Source organism: Acinetobacter sp. YH12252 (assembly GCF_013417365.1).
Lineage (GTDB): Bacteria > Pseudomonadota > Gammaproteobacteria > Pseudomonadales > Moraxellaceae > Acinetobacter > Acinetobacter towneri.
On the sequence record NZ_VPEA01000008.1, the window covers coordinates 147,962 to 163,745 of the forward strand.

19 protein-coding genes are annotated in these 15,784 nt (G+C 43.4%); 8 read left to right on the top strand and 11 right to left on the bottom strand.

Annotated elements, in window-relative coordinates; all coding sequences use genetic code 11:
- Positions 1–36 precede the first annotated feature (36 nt).
- A complete protein-coding gene (locus FTV28_RS09860; protein ID WP_179990268.1) occupies positions 37–1,917 on the top strand; it encodes a potassium transporter Kup in 1,881 nt (626 codons plus the stop codon).
- Positions 1,918–2,001: 84 nt separating this feature from the next.
- Here the strand turns inward: FTV28_RS09860 and FTV28_RS13595 are convergent, their stop codons facing one another.
- Both FTV28_RS13595 and FTV28_RS13600 read right to left on the bottom strand, forming a co-directional pair.
- Positions 2,002–2,220, bottom strand: a complete 219-nt coding sequence (locus FTV28_RS13595) for a hypothetical protein (RefSeq protein WP_257222829.1) — start codon at positions 2,218–2,220, stop codon at positions 2,002–2,004.
- A 27-nt stretch (positions 2,221–2,247) separates the two neighbouring features.
- Complete coding sequence (locus FTV28_RS13600) at positions 2,248–2,607, bottom strand: hypothetical protein (RefSeq protein ID WP_257222830.1); 360 nt, start codon at positions 2,605–2,607, stop codon at positions 2,248–2,250.
- A gap of 344 nt (positions 2,608–2,951) precedes the next feature.
- Between FTV28_RS13600 and FTV28_RS09870 the strand changes: the two genes are divergently transcribed.
- Positions 2,952–4,028: a DNA/RNA non-specific endonuclease gene (locus FTV28_RS09870; RefSeq protein ID WP_004974371.1), complete on the top strand. Its 1,077-nt coding sequence runs from the start codon at positions 2,952–2,954 to the stop codon at positions 4,026–4,028.
- Positions 4,029–4,077: 49 nt separating this feature from the next.
- On the top strand, positions 4,078–4,323 hold the full coding sequence (locus FTV28_RS09875; protein ID WP_004974374.1) for a hypothetical protein: 246 nt from the start codon (positions 4,078–4,080) through the stop codon (positions 4,321–4,323).
- Positions 4,324–4,475: 152 nt separating this feature from the next.
- Here the strand turns inward: FTV28_RS09875 and aqpZ are convergent, their stop codons facing one another.
- Both aqpZ and FTV28_RS09885 read right to left on the bottom strand, forming a co-directional pair.
- Positions 4,476–5,126 (bottom strand): aquaporin Z, encoded by a 651-nt coding sequence (gene aqpZ / locus FTV28_RS09880; protein WP_179990282.1) that lies wholly within the window; start codon positions 5,124–5,126, stop codon positions 4,476–4,478.
- A gap of 153 nt (positions 5,127–5,279) precedes the next feature.
- Positions 5,280–6,281, bottom strand: coding sequence for an AraC family transcriptional regulator (locus FTV28_RS09885; RefSeq protein WP_096902638.1), 1,002 nt, complete (start codon positions 6,279–6,281; stop codon positions 5,280–5,282).
- A gap of 127 nt (positions 6,282–6,408) precedes the next feature.
- Here FTV28_RS09885 and FTV28_RS09890 point away from each other — a divergent pair, with 127 nt between their 5' ends.
- Positions 6,409–7,023, top strand: a complete 615-nt coding sequence (locus tag FTV28_RS09890) for a hypothetical protein (protein ID WP_154320231.1) — start codon at positions 6,409–6,411, stop codon at positions 7,021–7,023.
- 356 nt (positions 7,024–7,379) lie between these two features.
- Here FTV28_RS09890 and hisF read toward each other — a convergent pair whose 3' ends face one another.
- Complete coding sequence (gene hisF, locus FTV28_RS09895) at positions 7,380–8,138, bottom strand: imidazole glycerol phosphate synthase subunit HisF (protein WP_154320232.1); 759 nt, start codon at positions 8,136–8,138, stop codon at positions 7,380–7,382.
- 113 nt (positions 8,139–8,251) lie between these two features.
- On the opposite strand from hisF, the gene FTV28_RS09900 reads away from it, so the two are divergent.
- The 3 genes from FTV28_RS09900 to FTV28_RS09910 are packed head-to-tail and all read left to right on the top strand — an operon-like array spanning position 8,252 to position 10,289.
- Complete coding sequence (locus FTV28_RS09900; protein ID WP_179990270.1) at positions 8,252–9,202, top strand: homoserine kinase; 951 nt, start codon at positions 8,252–8,254, stop codon at positions 9,200–9,202.
- 12 nt (positions 9,203–9,214) lie between these two features.
- Positions 9,215–9,844, top strand: coding sequence for a DUF1294 domain-containing protein (locus FTV28_RS09905; RefSeq protein WP_096902640.1), 630 nt, complete (start codon positions 9,215–9,217; stop codon positions 9,842–9,844).
- A gap of 40 nt (positions 9,845–9,884) precedes the next feature.
- A complete protein-coding gene (locus FTV28_RS09910; protein ID WP_004974391.1) occupies positions 9,885–10,289 on the top strand; it encodes a hypothetical protein in 405 nt (134 codons plus the stop codon).
- A gap of 55 nt (positions 10,290–10,344) precedes the next feature.
- Here the strand turns inward: FTV28_RS09910 and FTV28_RS09915 are convergent, their stop codons facing one another.
- From FTV28_RS09915 to hisB, 6 genes are all read right to left on the bottom strand, one after another.
- A complete protein-coding gene (locus FTV28_RS09915) occupies positions 10,345–11,235 on the bottom strand; it encodes a DMT family transporter (RefSeq protein WP_228274487.1) in 891 nt (296 codons plus the stop codon).
- 112 nt (positions 11,236–11,347) lie between these two features.
- Positions 11,348–12,079, bottom strand: coding sequence for a 1-(5-phosphoribosyl)-5-[(5-phosphoribosylamino)methylideneamino]imidazole-4-carboxamide isomerase (hisA, locus tag FTV28_RS09920; protein WP_154320235.1), 732 nt, complete (start codon positions 12,077–12,079; stop codon positions 11,348–11,350).
- 67 nt (positions 12,080–12,146) lie between these two features.
- A complete protein-coding gene (locus tag FTV28_RS09925) occupies positions 12,147–12,824 on the bottom strand; it encodes a 3'-5' exonuclease (RefSeq protein ID WP_179990272.1) in 678 nt (225 codons plus the stop codon).
- A gap of 169 nt (positions 12,825–12,993) precedes the next feature.
- On the bottom strand, positions 12,994–13,464 hold the full coding sequence (locus FTV28_RS09930) for a DUF805 domain-containing protein (protein ID WP_179990274.1): 471 nt from the start codon (positions 13,462–13,464) through the stop codon (positions 12,994–12,996).
- Positions 13,465–13,712: 248 nt separating this feature from the next.
- Entirely contained in the window at positions 13,713–14,330 is a 618-nt protein-coding gene (hisH, locus tag FTV28_RS09935; RefSeq protein WP_004974401.1) for an imidazole glycerol phosphate synthase subunit HisH, read from the bottom strand.
- Positions 14,330–14,923, bottom strand: a complete 594-nt coding sequence (hisB, locus tag FTV28_RS09940) for an imidazoleglycerol-phosphate dehydratase HisB (RefSeq protein ID WP_096902642.1) — start codon at positions 14,921–14,923, stop codon at positions 14,330–14,332. Before hisB ends, hisH begins: the two co-directional genes overlap by 1 nt.
- Positions 14,924–15,019: 96 nt before the next feature.
- On the opposite strand from hisB, the gene FTV28_RS09945 reads away from it, so the two are divergent.
- Positions 15,020–15,397, top strand: a complete 378-nt coding sequence (locus tag FTV28_RS09945) for a GNAT family N-acetyltransferase (RefSeq protein ID WP_179990276.1) — start codon at positions 15,020–15,022, stop codon at positions 15,395–15,397.
- The last annotated feature ends 387 nt before the right edge of the window (positions 15,398–15,784 follow it).

Genomic DNA, 15,784 nt, shown 5'->3' on the forward strand with positions numbered 1-15,784 from the left:
TGATTCTCAAAAATACCGTCTAAATCGAAGACACCTATGCAAAGTACTGCAAAAAAAGCAGCCTTACCCGTCATTACCTTGGCTGCGCTCGGCGTCGTATTTGGGGATATCGGAACCAGCCCCCTGTACGCCTTCCGACAAACTTTTTTAACGGCCCATCTTGCAATTACTCAAGCCAGTGTATTGGGAATTTTATCCCTGATTTTCTGGTGCATGATGCTCACCATCAGCTTCAAATACGTCACTATCATTATGCGTGCCGATAACAATGGCGAAGGCGGGATCATGTCATTATTGGCATTGAACCTGCGCACCACCCGCATTGCCGAAGACAAAAAAATCTTTCTGATCGCACTTGGCTTTATTGGCGCATCACTTTTCTTTGGCGATGGTATTATCACCCCCGCTATTTCAGTATTGTCGGCTATCGAAGGGCTAAGTATTGCCACGCCTATTTTTAATCAATGGCTCGTACCGCTCTCAATTGGTATTTTGGCAGGACTGTTCATTGTGCAGCGTCATGGTACAGGTACGATGGGCAAATTTTTTGGCCCACTGACTTTGCTGTGGTTTTTAGCCATTGGCGGTGCAGGGCTGCTCAGTATCATCCAAACTCCGTTTGTTTTGGCTATGGTCAGTCCACACTGGGCGTTTAACTTTGTAGTAGAGCAACCCTTTGTTGCATTTCTCACCATGGGTGCGGTGATTTTAACCATGACGGGTGGCGAAGCACTCTATGCCGATATGGGGCATTTTGGGCGGATGCCTATTCGCCTCGCGTGGTTTTTGATTGTCTTACCTTGCTTGTTATTGAATTACGCAGGACAAGGGGCATTATTGCTACGTAACCCTGCAGCGATTGAAAATCCGTTCTATATGTTGGTGCCTGAATGGGGCTTATACCCGATGATTGGTTTAGCCACAGCTGCAGCGGTGATCGCTTCTCAAGCGGTGATCACAGGGGTATTTTCAATGGTCAATCAGGCCATTCAATTGCGTTATTTACCACGCCTGACTGTACGTCACACGTCCGATGTTGAACGTGGTCAAATCTATTTGCCATTCATTAACTGGGCCTTATTTATTTCGGTGCTTATCTTAATTTTATTATTTGAAAATAGTGCCAGACTTGCCAGTGCTTATGGCGTGGCAGTGACCATGACCATGCTGTGTGGCACGATTTTAATTTCAGTGCTGGCCTATGGTTTTTGGCGTTGGCCGATGTGGAAAGTTGCCCTTTTTGCAGTGCCATTTTTAACCCTAGATTTAATTTTTGTGGCTTCGACCTCGCTCAAAATTGTGTCAGGGGGATGGGTGCCAATTTTAATTGGCGCCATCATGTATACCATTTTAATGACGTGGAAAGATGGTCGTGCATTGGTTTTCAATCGTTTGGAAAAAGATGCCTTGCCGATAGACCTATTCATTCACAGTATTAGTATGGGCAATGAAACCAAATTTGTCCCTGGCGATGCGATTTTCTTGACAGGTACGCCTAACATTGTGCCACATGCCATGTTGCATAATATTAAGCACAACAAGGTCTTACATGAACGCAATATCATGGTAACGGTCATCACGCGTGATATTCCATTTGTGGCGCAGCAAGATCGGATTCAAGTCGAAAAACTGGATGATCGTTTTTATCGGATTACCATGTATTACGGTTTTAAAGATCAGCCAAATATTCCAAATGCCTTGAAACAAGCCTATGAACAGCTTGAGTTTGAATTCGATATGATGCAAATGAGCTTCTTTATTTCGCGTGATCGAATTGTGCATACGGTGGGCGATGGCATGTCACCGTGGCGTGAAAAACTGTTTATTTCAATGCAGCGCAATACCAGTCCAGTGAGTGATTTCTATCAAATTCCAACCAACCGTGTGGTGGAATTGGGTAGTCAAATCGAAATTTAAAAACTGCTCAATAGATTTTAAAAAAACCAGCATTATAAAGTGCTGGTTTTTTATTTTTAGCTCAAGATTGGTCTTAAACAGATCTTATTGTTCCGTATCACTTGGTTGTAGATGGCTTAAATCTATATCGTTTACATCTGCGCCCTGTGCCGCAGGTGCTGTGGTTTCAAGCCGTTCAGTCGTGGGCAGATTGACTGCTGCTTGTTCAGATGCAGCAGGGTTTTGTGGTGCAGCATTTAGCGCTTCTGCGGTGACATCCACATCATCGCCAGCATTTACAGGTAAATCGGCTGAAGATGACAATAATGGCGCAGAGGTGGCTTGTATGTGTTATTCGCTCACTTGCTCTGCCTGCGCTGCGTGTTGCAGTTCGGATTCAGTCCCGACAGGCATCGTCATCGGTACATTGTCTTGAGCCAGATTGGCTTGTTCGGCTGAAATTTGGTTTGCAGGCTGTTGCGCTATATTTTCTGCTGGACTTGTTAAGTTTGTATCTGTACTCGGTACAATGCGTATCTGACCATTGGCGATTAATTCTTGTAGTGAGCCTGCTTGCCCATTAATCGTGGTGCTTATTTTGACTTTAGATAAACTTTCTAAAGTATCACCTGCTTGAATGGGTGGTTCGGCAAAGGCAGAAATGCTGATACTGCTACCAACCAAAGCACAAGCAAAAAGATGAAAACGCATGTATTTCTCCATCAAAAATCGCAAAAATAAAGTTAAAACCAATTTAAATCGTCAATGACATCCAGCTAGAGCAGCGCAATGCGCTTGGGTGTCGCTGAGCGATGTCTTTAAGGTGTATTTAGCTTGGCAGATTCGCTAAAACGGATGCAATCAAATCTACCAAACTTGATCTAGACTGATGTCAAAAGTGCTTAAAACTCAGGCTGTGTATGGCTTTTGTGGTGTTATGGCGCGGGTTTTGTTTAATTGTTAGACGAACAAGAGGTGCTTCATATACAAGCTGTGAGTGGATTGTTAAGCTCGGGCAAACTCTGCGGATTTAGAGCGAAGTCACAGTAACGGTTATGGCAAGAAAACGGCGCAATTCCAACAACATTTGGACTCAAATTTTCAATCAAAACAGCTTGAAAGTGCTACTCGGTGTAGTGGCAACAGGGAGTTTTGTGATTGCTTTTGGTCAAGAAAAAATTAGCCAGTGGACTTCACTGGTGCCGAGTTCAGGAAATAGTGCTTGCCTAACCCAGTTCTATCGAGAAACGCCGCCCTATTTACTGAAAAATAGCCTGCAAAAAGACAGCTATCCGCTGTGTTTTAATGACTTTAATGTGATGTATTCAGGGGTATCCAAAACCCCGTTATGGGTGGCAGAAGCCTTAACACCAGCGCGTTTGAGTCAGCGGATTCCACGTGAAGATAACTTTCACGAAGAACCGCGCGTCAAAGCCGAGCATCGTGCGACTTTGCTGGATTATCGTGGTTCGGGTTATGACCGTGGACACATGGCACCGAATGCCGACATGACCAACTTGGCAGCCCAGTTTGACAGTTTTTCTTTGGCAAATATGGTGCCGCAAGCCCCTAAAAATAATCAGCAGGTCTGGCGTGAACTTGAAGAAGCCACCCGAGCGGTGGTGACTAAGCAAAAGCAAGATGTGTATGTGATTACGGGGCCAAGTTTTAATGCCAAGCGTCTAAAAACCATTGGGCAGGGCGTTATTGTGCCGACTGCGGTGTATAAAGCTGTGTATATGCCCAAAACAGGCGCGATAGGGGCTTATTACGCGCCCAATAACGACTCGTTACAGGTGCAAGTGGTGAGTGTCTGCTATTTAGAAGAACAGTTGGGCATTAATTTATTCCCACAATTAAGTGAAGAACAAAAGCGCAATACCTATAAATTGCCTTTGACTGCAAATGCTGTAAAAGCCAATACACCGATTGCCTACTCACATTGGGATGCAGAAAGCCAGTGCGCAGAAGATGTATCTGCTGAGCAATTACAAGCCTTGCAAACCGAATTTAAACGCTCAGGCAGTAGTCCTGCATCGGGTGCTAGCATTGATGCAGATACCCAAGATGCAATTGTGAAGCAATTGATTGAAGCTTTATTGCAATATATTTTACAGTTGTTGAAATCTTAAACTGGGTTAAGATGATGGATATTGCATCCTTCATGCTAAGGTGAATTCAATGTTTAAACCGTTTCAAAATGGGACTGAATCACATGCGATTCATGACTTAACCTTAGAAAATGATTTAGATTGCATCAATGTGTATGGCAATTTGCAAATCAGCAAAGATCAGGCGGGTTTACAGGCAGCCAAAGCACTACAGGCTTTTTTGAATGAAGTTGTTGCAACTTTGGAGCAGACTCCGAATCTGCCTGAAAAGTTAGATCGTCCCGAAGCGGGTGAAATTGAAAATCCATTTTTATAATGGATGCCATCTCAAGATATTAAATCTACTTTAATCTGCTCATCTAAGCCATTAAAAAGCCCGCTCAAACGCTTGAACGGGCTTTGTTGTTTTGTGTGTTTTTAGATAAATCCCAGACATCTTGAAAAGCTGTGGATTTAAAGTTTTGAAGATCAGTCTTCAGCTTTTGCCATAGCGCGATACAGCACCGCACCAATCACCGCACCTACAATCGGTGCAACCCAGAAAGCCCAAAGCTGGCTGAGTGCTGCAGTTTCAGCAAAGAACGCCACACCTGTACTACGTGCAGGGTTCACGGAAGTATTGGTTACAGGAATACTGATCAGATGGATTAAGGTCAGTGCCAAACCAATTGCAATTGGAGCAAAACCTGCAGGTGCACGTTTGGCGGTTGCACCCATAATCACCATCAAAAAGCCAGCAGTGAGTACCACTTCAATCAATAATACTGAACTGAGGGCATATTTTCCTGGAGATAAATCACCATAACCGTTGGTCGCGAAACCGCCTGTGCCTGCAAAACCTGTCTGACCCTGTACAATCAGATACAACACCAGTGCGGCCAGAGTCGCACCAATAATTTGTGAAATAATATACGGTGCGAGTTCTTTGGCTTCGAAACGTCCACCTGCCCACAAACCAATACTGACTGCAGGGTTAAATTGACCACCTGAAATGTGCCCAAGTGCATAGGCCGCGGTTAATACGGTCAGACCGAACGCGAGGGATACCCCCACAAAACCAATGCCCAATTCAGGAAAAGCTGCAGCCAATACCGCACCACCACAACCACCAAATACCAGCTAGAATGTGCCAGCCAGTTCTGCGAAATACTTATTCAATTTGATTCTCCAGTGCTTATTTTTTGAGTTAATTGATCAAACTTCAATTAAATTTATCGCATTTTAGATCGATATTGTGATGAATTTAACATAAATTAAAGTAAAAAGAAGCAATCATGAAGCACGTTGCATCCGCCATTGTTGTGGTGTGTGCTGCGTCCATTGTTTAAACGCACGCTGAAAGGCACTTTGTTCTGAATAACCCAGCAATAGCGCAATTTCTTGCAGACTTAAATGTGGGTCTTGTAAATATTGTTCTGCCAATAAACAGCGTACTTCCTGCATGCGTTTTTGGTAGGTCGTACCTTGCTGTTGCAAATGACGTTGCAACTGACGTACAGAAATATGTAATTGCTGAGCAATATGTTCAATTTGATACATATTTTTTTGCAGCCCCGTCAAAATGGCTTGCTGTAAACGCTGATCGGTTTGGGTGCTATTCGGTAGCTTTTCCAGTAAGGCTTGCGCCTGTTGCAACAATAAATGCTGTAAGGTTTGATCGCCCTGATGAAAAGGTTTTGCCAGTTCGGAAACAGGCAACAACACTTGGGTAATTGGCTGAGAAAAGCGCACTTTACAATGAAAATACTGCTCATACAGTGCAATATTTTTGGGTGCAGGATGATGAAAATGTACTTCGTGCAGGCAAATATCCTCAAACTGCATAAAGTGCTTCAAAAATTCCATCATCAAGGCAATGGCAATTTCATCGGTTAATTGTGTGGTCATGTGCACGGATAATTCTGACCAACGAATGGATAAGTAATCATTTTGTGCTTCGACCTGCAATGGGCCACCATCGTAAATCAAGCGATGAAAATCGTGGTAACGCTGTAATGCTTCGCCCAGATGATCACAGGACAAGGCTAAATATGCAATGATGCCTAAATGTTTGGGCTGCACGTATTTGGCAATTTCCAAACCCAAAGCAGGTTGTGGTAATTGTTGCTCCAAAGTGCTGAGCAAGTCACGCCAGAGGGCATAATCAAAACGTTCCAGATTTTGAATCTGATGTAATTTTTCTGGAATGGGCAGCTTTTTTGCTTGGTAATAGCACATCAATAAATGCCCTAAGCCACCATAGACCGAGCCCGTATATTCTTTGAATTGTTGCATGTGTTATCGGTTTATTTTTGTCGTCATTTGTCAATGATATTGATTTTTTTGGTCAAGATCTAGTCAATCTCACATGCCTATAGTGAACATCAGAGTCAAGATGTCCTGTGTTTAAGGAGAAATAGCGATGTGGAAAGGATTTCTAGCAGGTTTGGTGGTTGCCAATGGTTTTGAATGGGTGGCACATAAATATATTTTGCACGGAACGCATCGAGCAGGGCAGCGCCGTTATAGTCCTGTGCCTGAAAGTATGAAATCACATTGGGAACATCATCGTGAAGTGCGTAAAACCAGTTTTCACGATCATGGCTATGTCGAAGGGATTCGCAACTGGCGTACCAAAAATGAAATTGTGTCTTTGGCTGTGGTGGCAACGGTGGCCAGTGGCGTGTTCTATCCAATTTCTAAGGGTATGAGTTTGGCTGCGCTATATAGTGCTGCGAATTATTATTATATTCACCGTCGTGCGCATTTAGAGCCAGAGTGGGCAGTTAAGAAAATTCCGTGGCATTATGACCATCACATGAACAGCAATCAGGATGCGAACTGGTGCGTGACCAAACCGTGGTTTGATTATATTTTAGGAACGCGAGTCATTTCAGCACCTGCCTTACAGGAGCAAAATCCGTTAGGCATTGCCTTACCTCGGGTGATTGCACAGGGTTTAAACCATCTGTCTGCTGCATATTTTCCTGCCAAATGGGTCGAGAAAAAATTAGCTGTGGCAGAGCAGTTATCTTAACTGTATTGCAGCAAATGAAGGTTTGTACTGACAGCTTGGGCAAGTCTTGTCGCAAATGGTCAATGTTTTTGGTGTTTTTGGTCAATATTTCAGCTAAAGCTCTGCGTATATTGTGTGCAGTGAAATATCCACGGATGTTTCGGTTGAATATTGTGTGATGATAAATTGATTTTATTGATTATTTTTTTATAAGTCTATTTAAAAAGATAAAAGAACCTCAGCGCTGTGGTTTTTTGAGTTGATAGGAGTCTTCGGACTCCTTTTTTTCTGCCTAAATTTTACCTTTACTTCAATTTTAAGCTAAAAAAAGTGCAATCTTCAGATTGCACTTTTCACAGTTCGTTTGCACTATGATTTTACAAACGCATTTCAATGCCTTGTGCTGCCAAATATTGTTTGGCTTCAGGAATGGTATGCTGACCAAAGTGGAAAATTGAGGCTGCCAGTACCGCATCGGCACCGCCTTTTAGAATCCCATCGGCCAAGTGTTGTAAATTACCTACACCGCCAGAAGCAATGGTAGGTACCATTACACGGTCATTGATGGCACGCATGAGCGCCAAGTCATAGCCTGCTTTGGTGCCATCGGCATCCATTGAGGTGACCAACAACTCACCTGCGCCGTAGTCCGCCATTTTCACAGCCCATTCAATTGCGTCAATACCAGTGGGTTTACGACCACCGTGGGTGAAAATTTCCCATTTGTTATCACCCGTTTTTTTCGCATCAATGGCAACTACAATACATTGCGCGCCAAAACGCTGTGAGGCTTCTTGCACAAATTCAGGATTAAAGACGGCTGCAGAGTTAATGCTGACTTTATCTGCACCTGCGTTCAATAATAGGCGAATGTCTTCAACCTTGCGCACGCCACCACCAACGGTGAGGGGCACGAACACGGTTTCTGCCATACGTTCTACGGTACGATAAGTCGTATCACGACCATGATGGGTAGCGGTAATGTCTAAAAAGGTGATTTCATCGGCACCTTGTTCATTATAACGACGCGCCACTTCGACAGGGTCGCCCGCATCACGAATATCAAGGAATTGCACGCCCTTAACCACGCGACCATTATCTACGTCTAGGCAAGGAATAATACGTTTCGCTAGCATAAATTTTTCCAATTATTACAGCCGATTATGAAACTCACCCACACAAGCGCTACACCTTGGCAGATGGAGCGGGTATTCTATCAAACTTAGCTCAGGTTTTTCGCAGGTTTTCTATGTCGGTTTATACTCCTTTGACTTTAAAGGAAGTTCAGGTCTTTGCAGCGCCTTATGGATTGGAGGTGGTCGAGCTGATTCCCATTCAAGGGGGGATTCAAAATACCAATTATTTTTTGCGCTGCGACAATCAAAACGAGTACGTGCTGACCATTTTTGAAGAATTAGATCAGCAAGCGGCAGGTGAATTAATTCCTGTATTGCAGCATTTGGGGCAAGCGGGTTTGCCTGTGGCAGTGCCTTTATCCTATTCGGGACAAGCCATTCACCAATTAAAAGAAAAACCTGCACAAATTGCACCGCGTTTAATTGGGCAGCATCCGACACTGGCAACAGTGGCGCAAGTGGAAGCGATTGCGATTGCACAAGCCAAAATGCATGTGGCCTTACAAAATTTTCCTTTGCAGCGCGATCATGTACGTGATCATGCTTATTGGGCAGGGGTCGCACGCCAATTAAAACCAAGAATGCATGTGGCCGATCAAGCCTTACTGTCCAAACTTTTGGGCTTGTATGAAGCCTTAACCGCAGTCTATCCGCAGCGTCCTAAAGGTTTTATTCACTCGGATTTATTCCGTGACAATACCTTGTTTGCAGATGATCAGTTGCAAGGCATTTTAGATTTTTATGAATTAAATCAAGATGAATTGCTGTTTGATATTGCGATTACGCTGAATGATTTTTGTACCGATTTTCCTGAGCTGAGCTTAAATGAAAGCAAGGCGATTGCATTTTTAAATGCCTACGAAACGGTGCGTCCTTTAACCCAAGACGAAAAAGCCTGTTTGGAACTGTATTTGGCAATGGCGGCAGGACGTTTTTGGTTAATGCGTTTGCAGGTGGCTGCTAAAAATGCGGCAGAAGGGCGGACAGGCGCAGATATTTTGCAGAAAAATCCAGATGAAATGCGGAATATGCTGATTGAACGCTTAAAGTTTGTGACAGCTTGAGGGATATAGAACATGCGTGATCAAGGGCGTTTAGTCGAATGGTTTGATGAGCAGGGTTATGGGTTTATTCAGCCGAATGACCACCAAAAAGATCGCGTGTTTTTACACATTAAGGACTTCGCCCGACAAGGGCCACGTCCAATTGTGGGCTGTGCCTTGGAATATACCGTAACTGTGGATGAGCGCGGACGTTACCGAGCACAGCAAGCGGTGTATTTAAAAGCTTCGCAGACCAAAGCAGCAAAGGCATCTGCTGTGAGTGCGAAAACATCCAACATCACGCAAAAAATGCAGCCGATGCAAATATTATGTGTGGCTTATATTGTTGCTTTGGCTTTGCTGACGCTGTTGGGATTGCTCAGCGGCATGTTGTTATTATTCATCAGTTTGATGAATGCGCTGAGTTATTGGCTGTATGCACAAGATAAAGAAGCTGCACAGCAGGGTGGACGTCGTATTCCTGAAAATAACTTGCATATTGTGGCTTTTTTAGGGGGTTGGCCTGCAGCATGGTTAGCACAACAAAAATTACGCCATAAAACACAAAAACAACCCTTTGGTAAGATTTATTTTTGTACGATAGGCTTAAATATCTTTCTGATTTTATGGATGATTTCTCCGTTGAATCAGCTTAACATCTAATTGGGAATATTGTTCCAGTAACAGGCTTGTCAGGTGCATTATGTCAGACGCAGAGCATTCATATTCAGTAGATCAAGACCCACATCGTTCATTGACCATGATTTTATATGTGCTGTATATCGTGGCGATTTTTTCTGCGGGGATATTGGCCGTGATTGCCTTAATCATCAACTATTTAAAACGTAGTGATGTACAAGGTTCAATTTTTGCCAGTCATTTTACTTGGCAAATTCGCAGCTTCTGGTGGTATCTGTTTTGGAATATTGTGGCCTTTGTGCCGTTCTTTTTGGTGTTCTTTAGTCCAGATGCGCAAAGCTTTGCCAGTATGACTTTGGCTGCGACACTTTTCTGTATCGCAGTGGTTGCTATTTCGTGGTTATGGATTGTTTACCGTGCTATACGCGGTTTAATTCGCGTGAATGATAATTTACCGATGTATCATTAAATTCACGTTCGTTCGTCTTTTTAAGATGTTTTGAGCGATCTTGCCTAGATGCTGTTCATTCAACTTTTTGGGATGATGTGTTTCGTTTTAAAAATTTTGGTCGCCATTCGCTGACCAGCACGCCTAAAACCACCAGTAGTCCACCGAACAACGCCAGAACTGCCAAGCGCTCGCCTGCCAAACGTCCAATCAATGCGGCCCAAACAGGCTCACCTGCATAAATAATAGCAGCTTGCGCAGGGTCTACTTGTCGTTGCGCCCAGTTCATCACCAATTGAATCACGGCACTGGCAATGCCTAAGCCGAGCAAAACAGCAAGGAGTGACCACTGAAATTCGGGCAATTGAGTTTCTCCAACCCATGGTGCAATCGCAAAACACAATAACGATGCACAACCCAGTTGGATGAGGGTAACGCGCTTTAAATTGACCCGATTGGCAAAATAGCTAATTAAAATAATTTCAAAGGCAATCGCAATTGAACCGATTAAAGTAATGGCTTGTCCAAAACTTAACTGAATTGCGCCTAAGCCATTGCCTGTTAAAAAGACCAAGCCTACAAATGCCAAAATAGCACCCAACCAAGTCATGACATGCGGACGTTGATCAAAGCATAACCACAGCAATAGCGGTACAAGCGGGACATACAGCGCCGTTAAAAAGGCCGATTCGCTACTGCTGATACTTTGTAAGCCAATGGTTTGAGTGACATAACCTAGCGCAATGACTGCGCCTATGGCAAAGCCTGCATAGAGTTCATCGATGCTAAAACCACGTAAGCTTCGCCATGAAATCAGCCCCACGGCCAACGTGGCTGCGGCAAAACGTAAGCCTACAAACAGTACTGGACTGCTGAAGTTCAAACCGTATTGCACGGTAATGAAGGTTGCACCCCAAATTAAGGTAATCAAAATGAGCGCCAGTTGCGGGGCTTTGCTGCGAAGCATTGGTGAAAGCTGAGACATAGAACCAGTGGGAGATGAAGAAAACTCAAAATGAGTAAAATAAAATCAAAATAAAAAAGAGGTCCGCAGACCTCTTTAAAAATACGCGGCAGAATTACAAAGATTGCTCATCTAAAAGCAACTGTGCCTCACGCAGGCTTAACGTGCCTTCGTAAATTGCACGACCTGTAATCGCACCTAAAATGCCAGGCTGACCTTTTAGGTTGCGTACGTCATCTAAATTGGTCACACCGCCAGAAGCAATCACAGGTAAGCCTGAATATTGCGCCAAGTTTACGGTTTGTTCTACGTTCACACCTTGCATCATGCCATCACGGGCAATATCGGTATAAACAATGCTAGATACACCTGCATCGGCAAAACGCTTGGCTAAATCTGTTGCCTTCACGTCTGTGACGTTGGCCCAACCATCGGTTGCCACCATGCCATTCATGGCGTCAATGCCGACAATGATGTGTCCTGCGAATTTCTTGCAGGCTTCTTCTACAAAAGCAGGATCTTGAACGGCTTTGGTGCCAATAATCACGAACGATACGCCTGCATCTAAATAGTGTTCAATGGTTTCGAGTGAACGAATACCGCCACCAATTTGAATTGGGAGATCGGGTTGTGATTTTGCAATCGCTTCAACCACAGGTTTATGAATTGGCGTACCTGCGAAAGCGCCGTTTAAATCGACTAAATGCAAGCGACGTGCGCCTTCATTTACCCAATGTTGTGCTGTCGCCACTGGATCGTCAGAAAATACAGTATCATCTTCCATACGACCTTGTTTTAAACGAACACATTTGCCATCTTTCAGGTCAATTGCAGGGATGATCAGCATGCTTTCGCTCCTTGCCAAAAACTTATTGAATTCAATCCGTGCATCTTAACAAAGTATTGTTAAATATCTAAGCATCTGTTGTAGGTTTTGTTTTAGAGGGACGAATCCGCAATTTGAGTGAACTGTTTGGGATATGCTCGGGCAATAGACCCAAACGCCCCAATTCTTCAAATATCAACACAGGTGCGTAGGCATCGGCTGCGGCATAGGCAATTTGCGCTTCACTAAGTGATTGACGTGCCCAGTTTGAGGTGCTGATACTTCGGCTTTTAGGGAAATGAACGTGAAATAATAATGCCATGGCATTTTTAAGCCCAAGCGGACTTTTAAAACCAAAACTGCCAAAACATTTGGATAGTTCAATCACGCTATTCAGTTGTATACCTTTTTTACGAAATAAATGGGCATCATTTTTCAGCCCAAAACCTACTTTAATTTGATCGCGATTGGCAAAAACTGGCTGCAAAAATTGCCAAATGTCATCATTGAGCTGAAATAGATAGGCTTTTTCTAAGGTTGCGAGCTGAATTAAATGCGGGCCTGTAGAAACTTCGCCTACATTAAACGTGGGTTTAGATTCAGAATCGAAACCCAAGACAGCTGCGGTTTTCAGTTCAGCTTCAATTGCTAGACATTGCTCTAGATTTTGAATCAGTACAATATTTTGACGCGCAATATTTTCAAACAGTGGCAATTGCCGAATTTCATCAGGGCTAGGCAGGGTACGCAGACGAGTGAGATCCATAACATTCAAAGCGGTAAAGAAGCGGTTTTAGCCTAAAGCGTTTTGCGGAATTTGGCAAAGTTTAAAAGATTGAAAATGCTGTGCAGGACAAAGATTGCAGCGAATATCCTGAAAAAATAGCCCAATAGATGGGCTATTTCGAAATATCAACCAAGTGGAATATTTTTGCTTAGACGTTGCTGAATATACCTGACAAGAAGCTGCCAATAATCGCCAAAATCATCAGCACAATAAAAATCCAAGCCAGTACTTTTTCCCAACCTGCAGTTTCACGTACCGCACCATAGCTATTTTGACGATCATCGCCAGGTGCAAATACCAAATATAAACCCAAAATAATATTCACCAAAGGCACCAAAATCAGCAAAGACAACCAGCCAGTATGATTGCGGTCATGCAAGCGGCGGATGGTGAAAATAAAGCTAAAATAGAATGCCACGATATAAATGCTCACGAGCAAGATCATGCCGATGCCCATAGAGCCAGAGCCGAGCTCTAGCAATAAATTGGGTGCAACAACGGCAATAATTGCAATCAGTACTGCAAGCCCCAAGCTGAGCAAACAGTTCCACGCTAAAAATGATAATCGACCAAAACGCCCCGCTGCACTGAGTGCAGAATCTTCTACATATTGACTCATTGTTGTAATTCCTAGATTTTTTGAATTTTCTGTCGCATACCGTATATTTGCTCAAAAATCTTGTGAGATATCTCTCTCACATCGCAAACATAGACCAATTATCGACAGACCCTCAGTTTATTTTGAATAAAAGGTATAAAAAACGCTTTAATTTTAAACACAAATCAATGTGCAATAAAAGTGAAAAACATTCACGCAAAAATAAAGCCGAGATTAACTCGGCTTTATTGATTGAAGCATCCTGAATATTAGATATTCCATTCCACAAAGTTTTTTAGTAACTGCAAACCAACAGTGTGACTTTTTTCTGGGTGGAACTGCGTTGCAAACAAGTTGTCTTGATGCAGGGCTGTACAGAAAGTTAAACCATAATCACAGGTCGCGGCCACGATTTTTTCATCTTGCGGTTCAACATAAAAACTATGCACGAAGTAAAAACGCGCATCTTGTTCAATGTTGTTCCACATAGGGTGGCTCGGGTCACGTTGATGTACCTGATTCCAACCCATGTGTGGCACTTTTAAACCTGCTACTTCAGGAAAGCGTTTGACTGTACCTGCAAAAATGCCCAGTGCATCTGCTCCGCCATTTTCTTCGGAATGTTGCATCAGCGCCTGCATGCCTACACAAATTGCAAGTACAGGTTTATTAAAGACCGCGTTGCGCACCACGTCATCAATGCCAGCTTCATGCATGCCTTGCATACAATCACGCATAGCACCCACACCTGGAAACACAATTTTATCGGCTTGTGCAATCAGTTTTGGGTCATTGGTCACATCTACCGTTGCACCCACATGCTCTAAAGCTTTCGCTGCAGAGTGTAAATTTCCCATGCCATAGTCAAGAAGGGCAATTCGTGTCATTAGAGTGTTCCTTTGGTTGATGCCACTGTATTTTCAGCACGCGGATCGACTTCACATGCCATGCGTAAAGCACGTGCAAATGCTTTAAATACGCTTTCAATTTGGTGGTGGCTGTTTTTACCTTTGAGGTTGTCGATGTGCAGTGTCATTAATGCATGGTTGACAAAGCCTTGGAAGAATTCTGAGAATAAATCCACATCAAAAGTACCAATACGTGCGCGGGTAAATGGAATATCCATAAATAAACCCGGACGACCCGATAAATCGACAATCACACGGCTTAAAGATTCATCAAGTGGTGCGTAAAAGTGACCGTAGCGTCGTAAACCTTTTTTATCGCCCAAAGCTTGAGCAAAAGCTTGTCCAAGCGTGATACCACAGTCTTCTACAGTGTGGTGATCATCAATTTCCAAGTCGCCATCACAATGAATATCAATATCAAACAAACCGTGTCGCTTGATTTGATCAATCATATGGTCTAAAAATGGAACTCCAGTGTTGAGTGTGCCTTGACCCGTACCGTCCAGATTCACACGAACTCGAATTTTAGTTTCGTTGGTATTTCTCACCACTTCACTGATACGTTGGGTCATAGACACGTTCCTCAAAAAACGTCAAAAATGATTGATGTAAAATGTTTTCGCTGTGACGAAGTCTCAGCATATTAGATTGCTCAGGAGGGTTAATCAATGCCTATTACCGTACATCCCTATACTTCACTGGAAAATACCGAAGTGCGCAGCCAGCTTGAGCGACTGTATGATACCAGCCCTGAATTTGGCGATGGGCAAGATGCGGTAAGCCAACTTGAGCAGAACTTGGCTCAGTATACCCTACTTTACACGGCAGAATTTAATACTAAAGTGATTGGTGCGATTTGGTGCACAGGGCAAGATGATCATCGTACGCTTGAATATATTGTGGTGCATCCTGCAAACCGTGGTCGAGGTGTGGCAGATCGTTTGGTGAGTGAGGTGTGCCGTATGGAAGAAGCCAAAGGTGTGCAGCACTTTCAGCCGGGTTGTGGTGCGATTCATCGTTGTTTGGCGCATTTGGGTAAGTTGTGAGTTTTTAAAAAGCTGACGTTGTGTCTGTCTTTTCAGTTTATCCGTATAGGTCAAAATTAAATTAGTATCGAAAATCCCTTCTCTTGCGCCATATATGGCTCAGGGATGAGGAATATCTTCCGTAAGAGGATGATGGGGGATTGAAGTATGGTTTTAATCGGATTTGTGAAAGAAGTTTATCCACTGGAGCGAAAAACCTCGTGGTTCAGCACGAGGATATAAGCGACTGGAGTAAACCATATGAACGACACGAAATGTCGTTTTAAATACTTGTACTATAGTCACTATTAAGAAAAATACTGTTAAAATAATTGGATGAAGACACTCAAATTACGCATAAAAGACAAACATTGCAAGGTGCTAAATCAGTTAGCATCCGAAGTAAAT

What these genes read in the sequence shown, in the direction of transcription:
- FTV28_RS09945 (WP_179990276.1), top strand. Translation starts at nt 15,020, where the DNA reads ATGCCTATTACCGTACATCCCTATACTTCACTGGAAAATACCGAAGTG.
- hisF (WP_154320232.1), bottom strand. Translation starts at nt 8,138, where the DNA reads ATGCTAGCGAAACGTATTATTCCTTGCCTAGACGTAGATAATGGTCGC.
- hisH (WP_004974401.1), bottom strand. Translation starts at nt 14,330, where the DNA reads ATGACACGAATTGCCCTTCTTGACTATGGCATGGGAAATTTACACTCT.
- FTV28_RS09885 (WP_096902638.1), bottom strand. Translation starts at nt 6,281, where the DNA reads ATGCAACAATTCAAAGAATATACGGGCTCGGTCTATGGTGGCTTAGGG.
- hisB (WP_096902642.1), bottom strand. Translation starts at nt 14,923, where the DNA reads ATGACCCAACGTATCAGTGAAGTGGTGAGAAATACCAACGAAACTAAA.
- FTV28_RS09930 (WP_179990274.1), bottom strand. Translation starts at nt 13,464, where the DNA reads ATGAGTCAATATGTAGAAGATTCTGCACTCAGTGCAGCGGGGCGTTTT.
- FTV28_RS13600 (WP_257222830.1), bottom strand. Translation starts at nt 2,607, where the DNA reads ATGCGTTTTCATCTTTTTGCTTGTGCTTTGGTTGGTAGCAGTATCAGC.
- FTV28_RS09860 (WP_179990268.1), top strand. Translation starts at nt 37, where the DNA reads ATGCAAAGTACTGCAAAAAAAGCAGCCTTACCCGTCATTACCTTGGCT.
- FTV28_RS09890 (WP_154320231.1), top strand. Translation starts at nt 6,409, where the DNA reads ATGTGGAAAGGATTTCTAGCAGGTTTGGTGGTTGCCAATGGTTTTGAA.
- FTV28_RS09925 (WP_179990272.1), bottom strand. Translation starts at nt 12,824, where the DNA reads ATGGATCTCACTCGTCTGCGTACCCTGCCTAGCCCTGATGAAATTCGG.
- FTV28_RS09870 (WP_004974371.1), top strand. Translation starts at nt 2,952, where the DNA reads ATGGCAAGAAAACGGCGCAATTCCAACAACATTTGGACTCAAATTTTC.
- FTV28_RS09900 (WP_179990270.1), top strand. Translation starts at nt 8,252, where the DNA reads ATGTCGGTTTATACTCCTTTGACTTTAAAGGAAGTTCAGGTCTTTGCA.
- FTV28_RS09875 (WP_004974374.1), top strand. Translation starts at nt 4,078, where the DNA reads ATGTTTAAACCGTTTCAAAATGGGACTGAATCACATGCGATTCATGAC.
- FTV28_RS09905 (WP_096902640.1), top strand. Translation starts at nt 9,215, where the DNA reads ATGCGTGATCAAGGGCGTTTAGTCGAATGGTTTGATGAGCAGGGTTAT.
- FTV28_RS09915 (WP_228274487.1), bottom strand. Translation starts at nt 11,235, where the DNA reads ATGCTTCGCAGCAAAGCCCCGCAACTGGCGCTCATTTTGATTACCTTA.
- FTV28_RS09910 (WP_004974391.1), top strand. Translation starts at nt 9,885, where the DNA reads ATGTCAGACGCAGAGCATTCATATTCAGTAGATCAAGACCCACATCGT.
- hisA (WP_154320235.1), bottom strand. Translation starts at nt 12,079, where the DNA reads ATGCTGATCATCCCTGCAATTGACCTGAAAGATGGCAAATGTGTTCGT.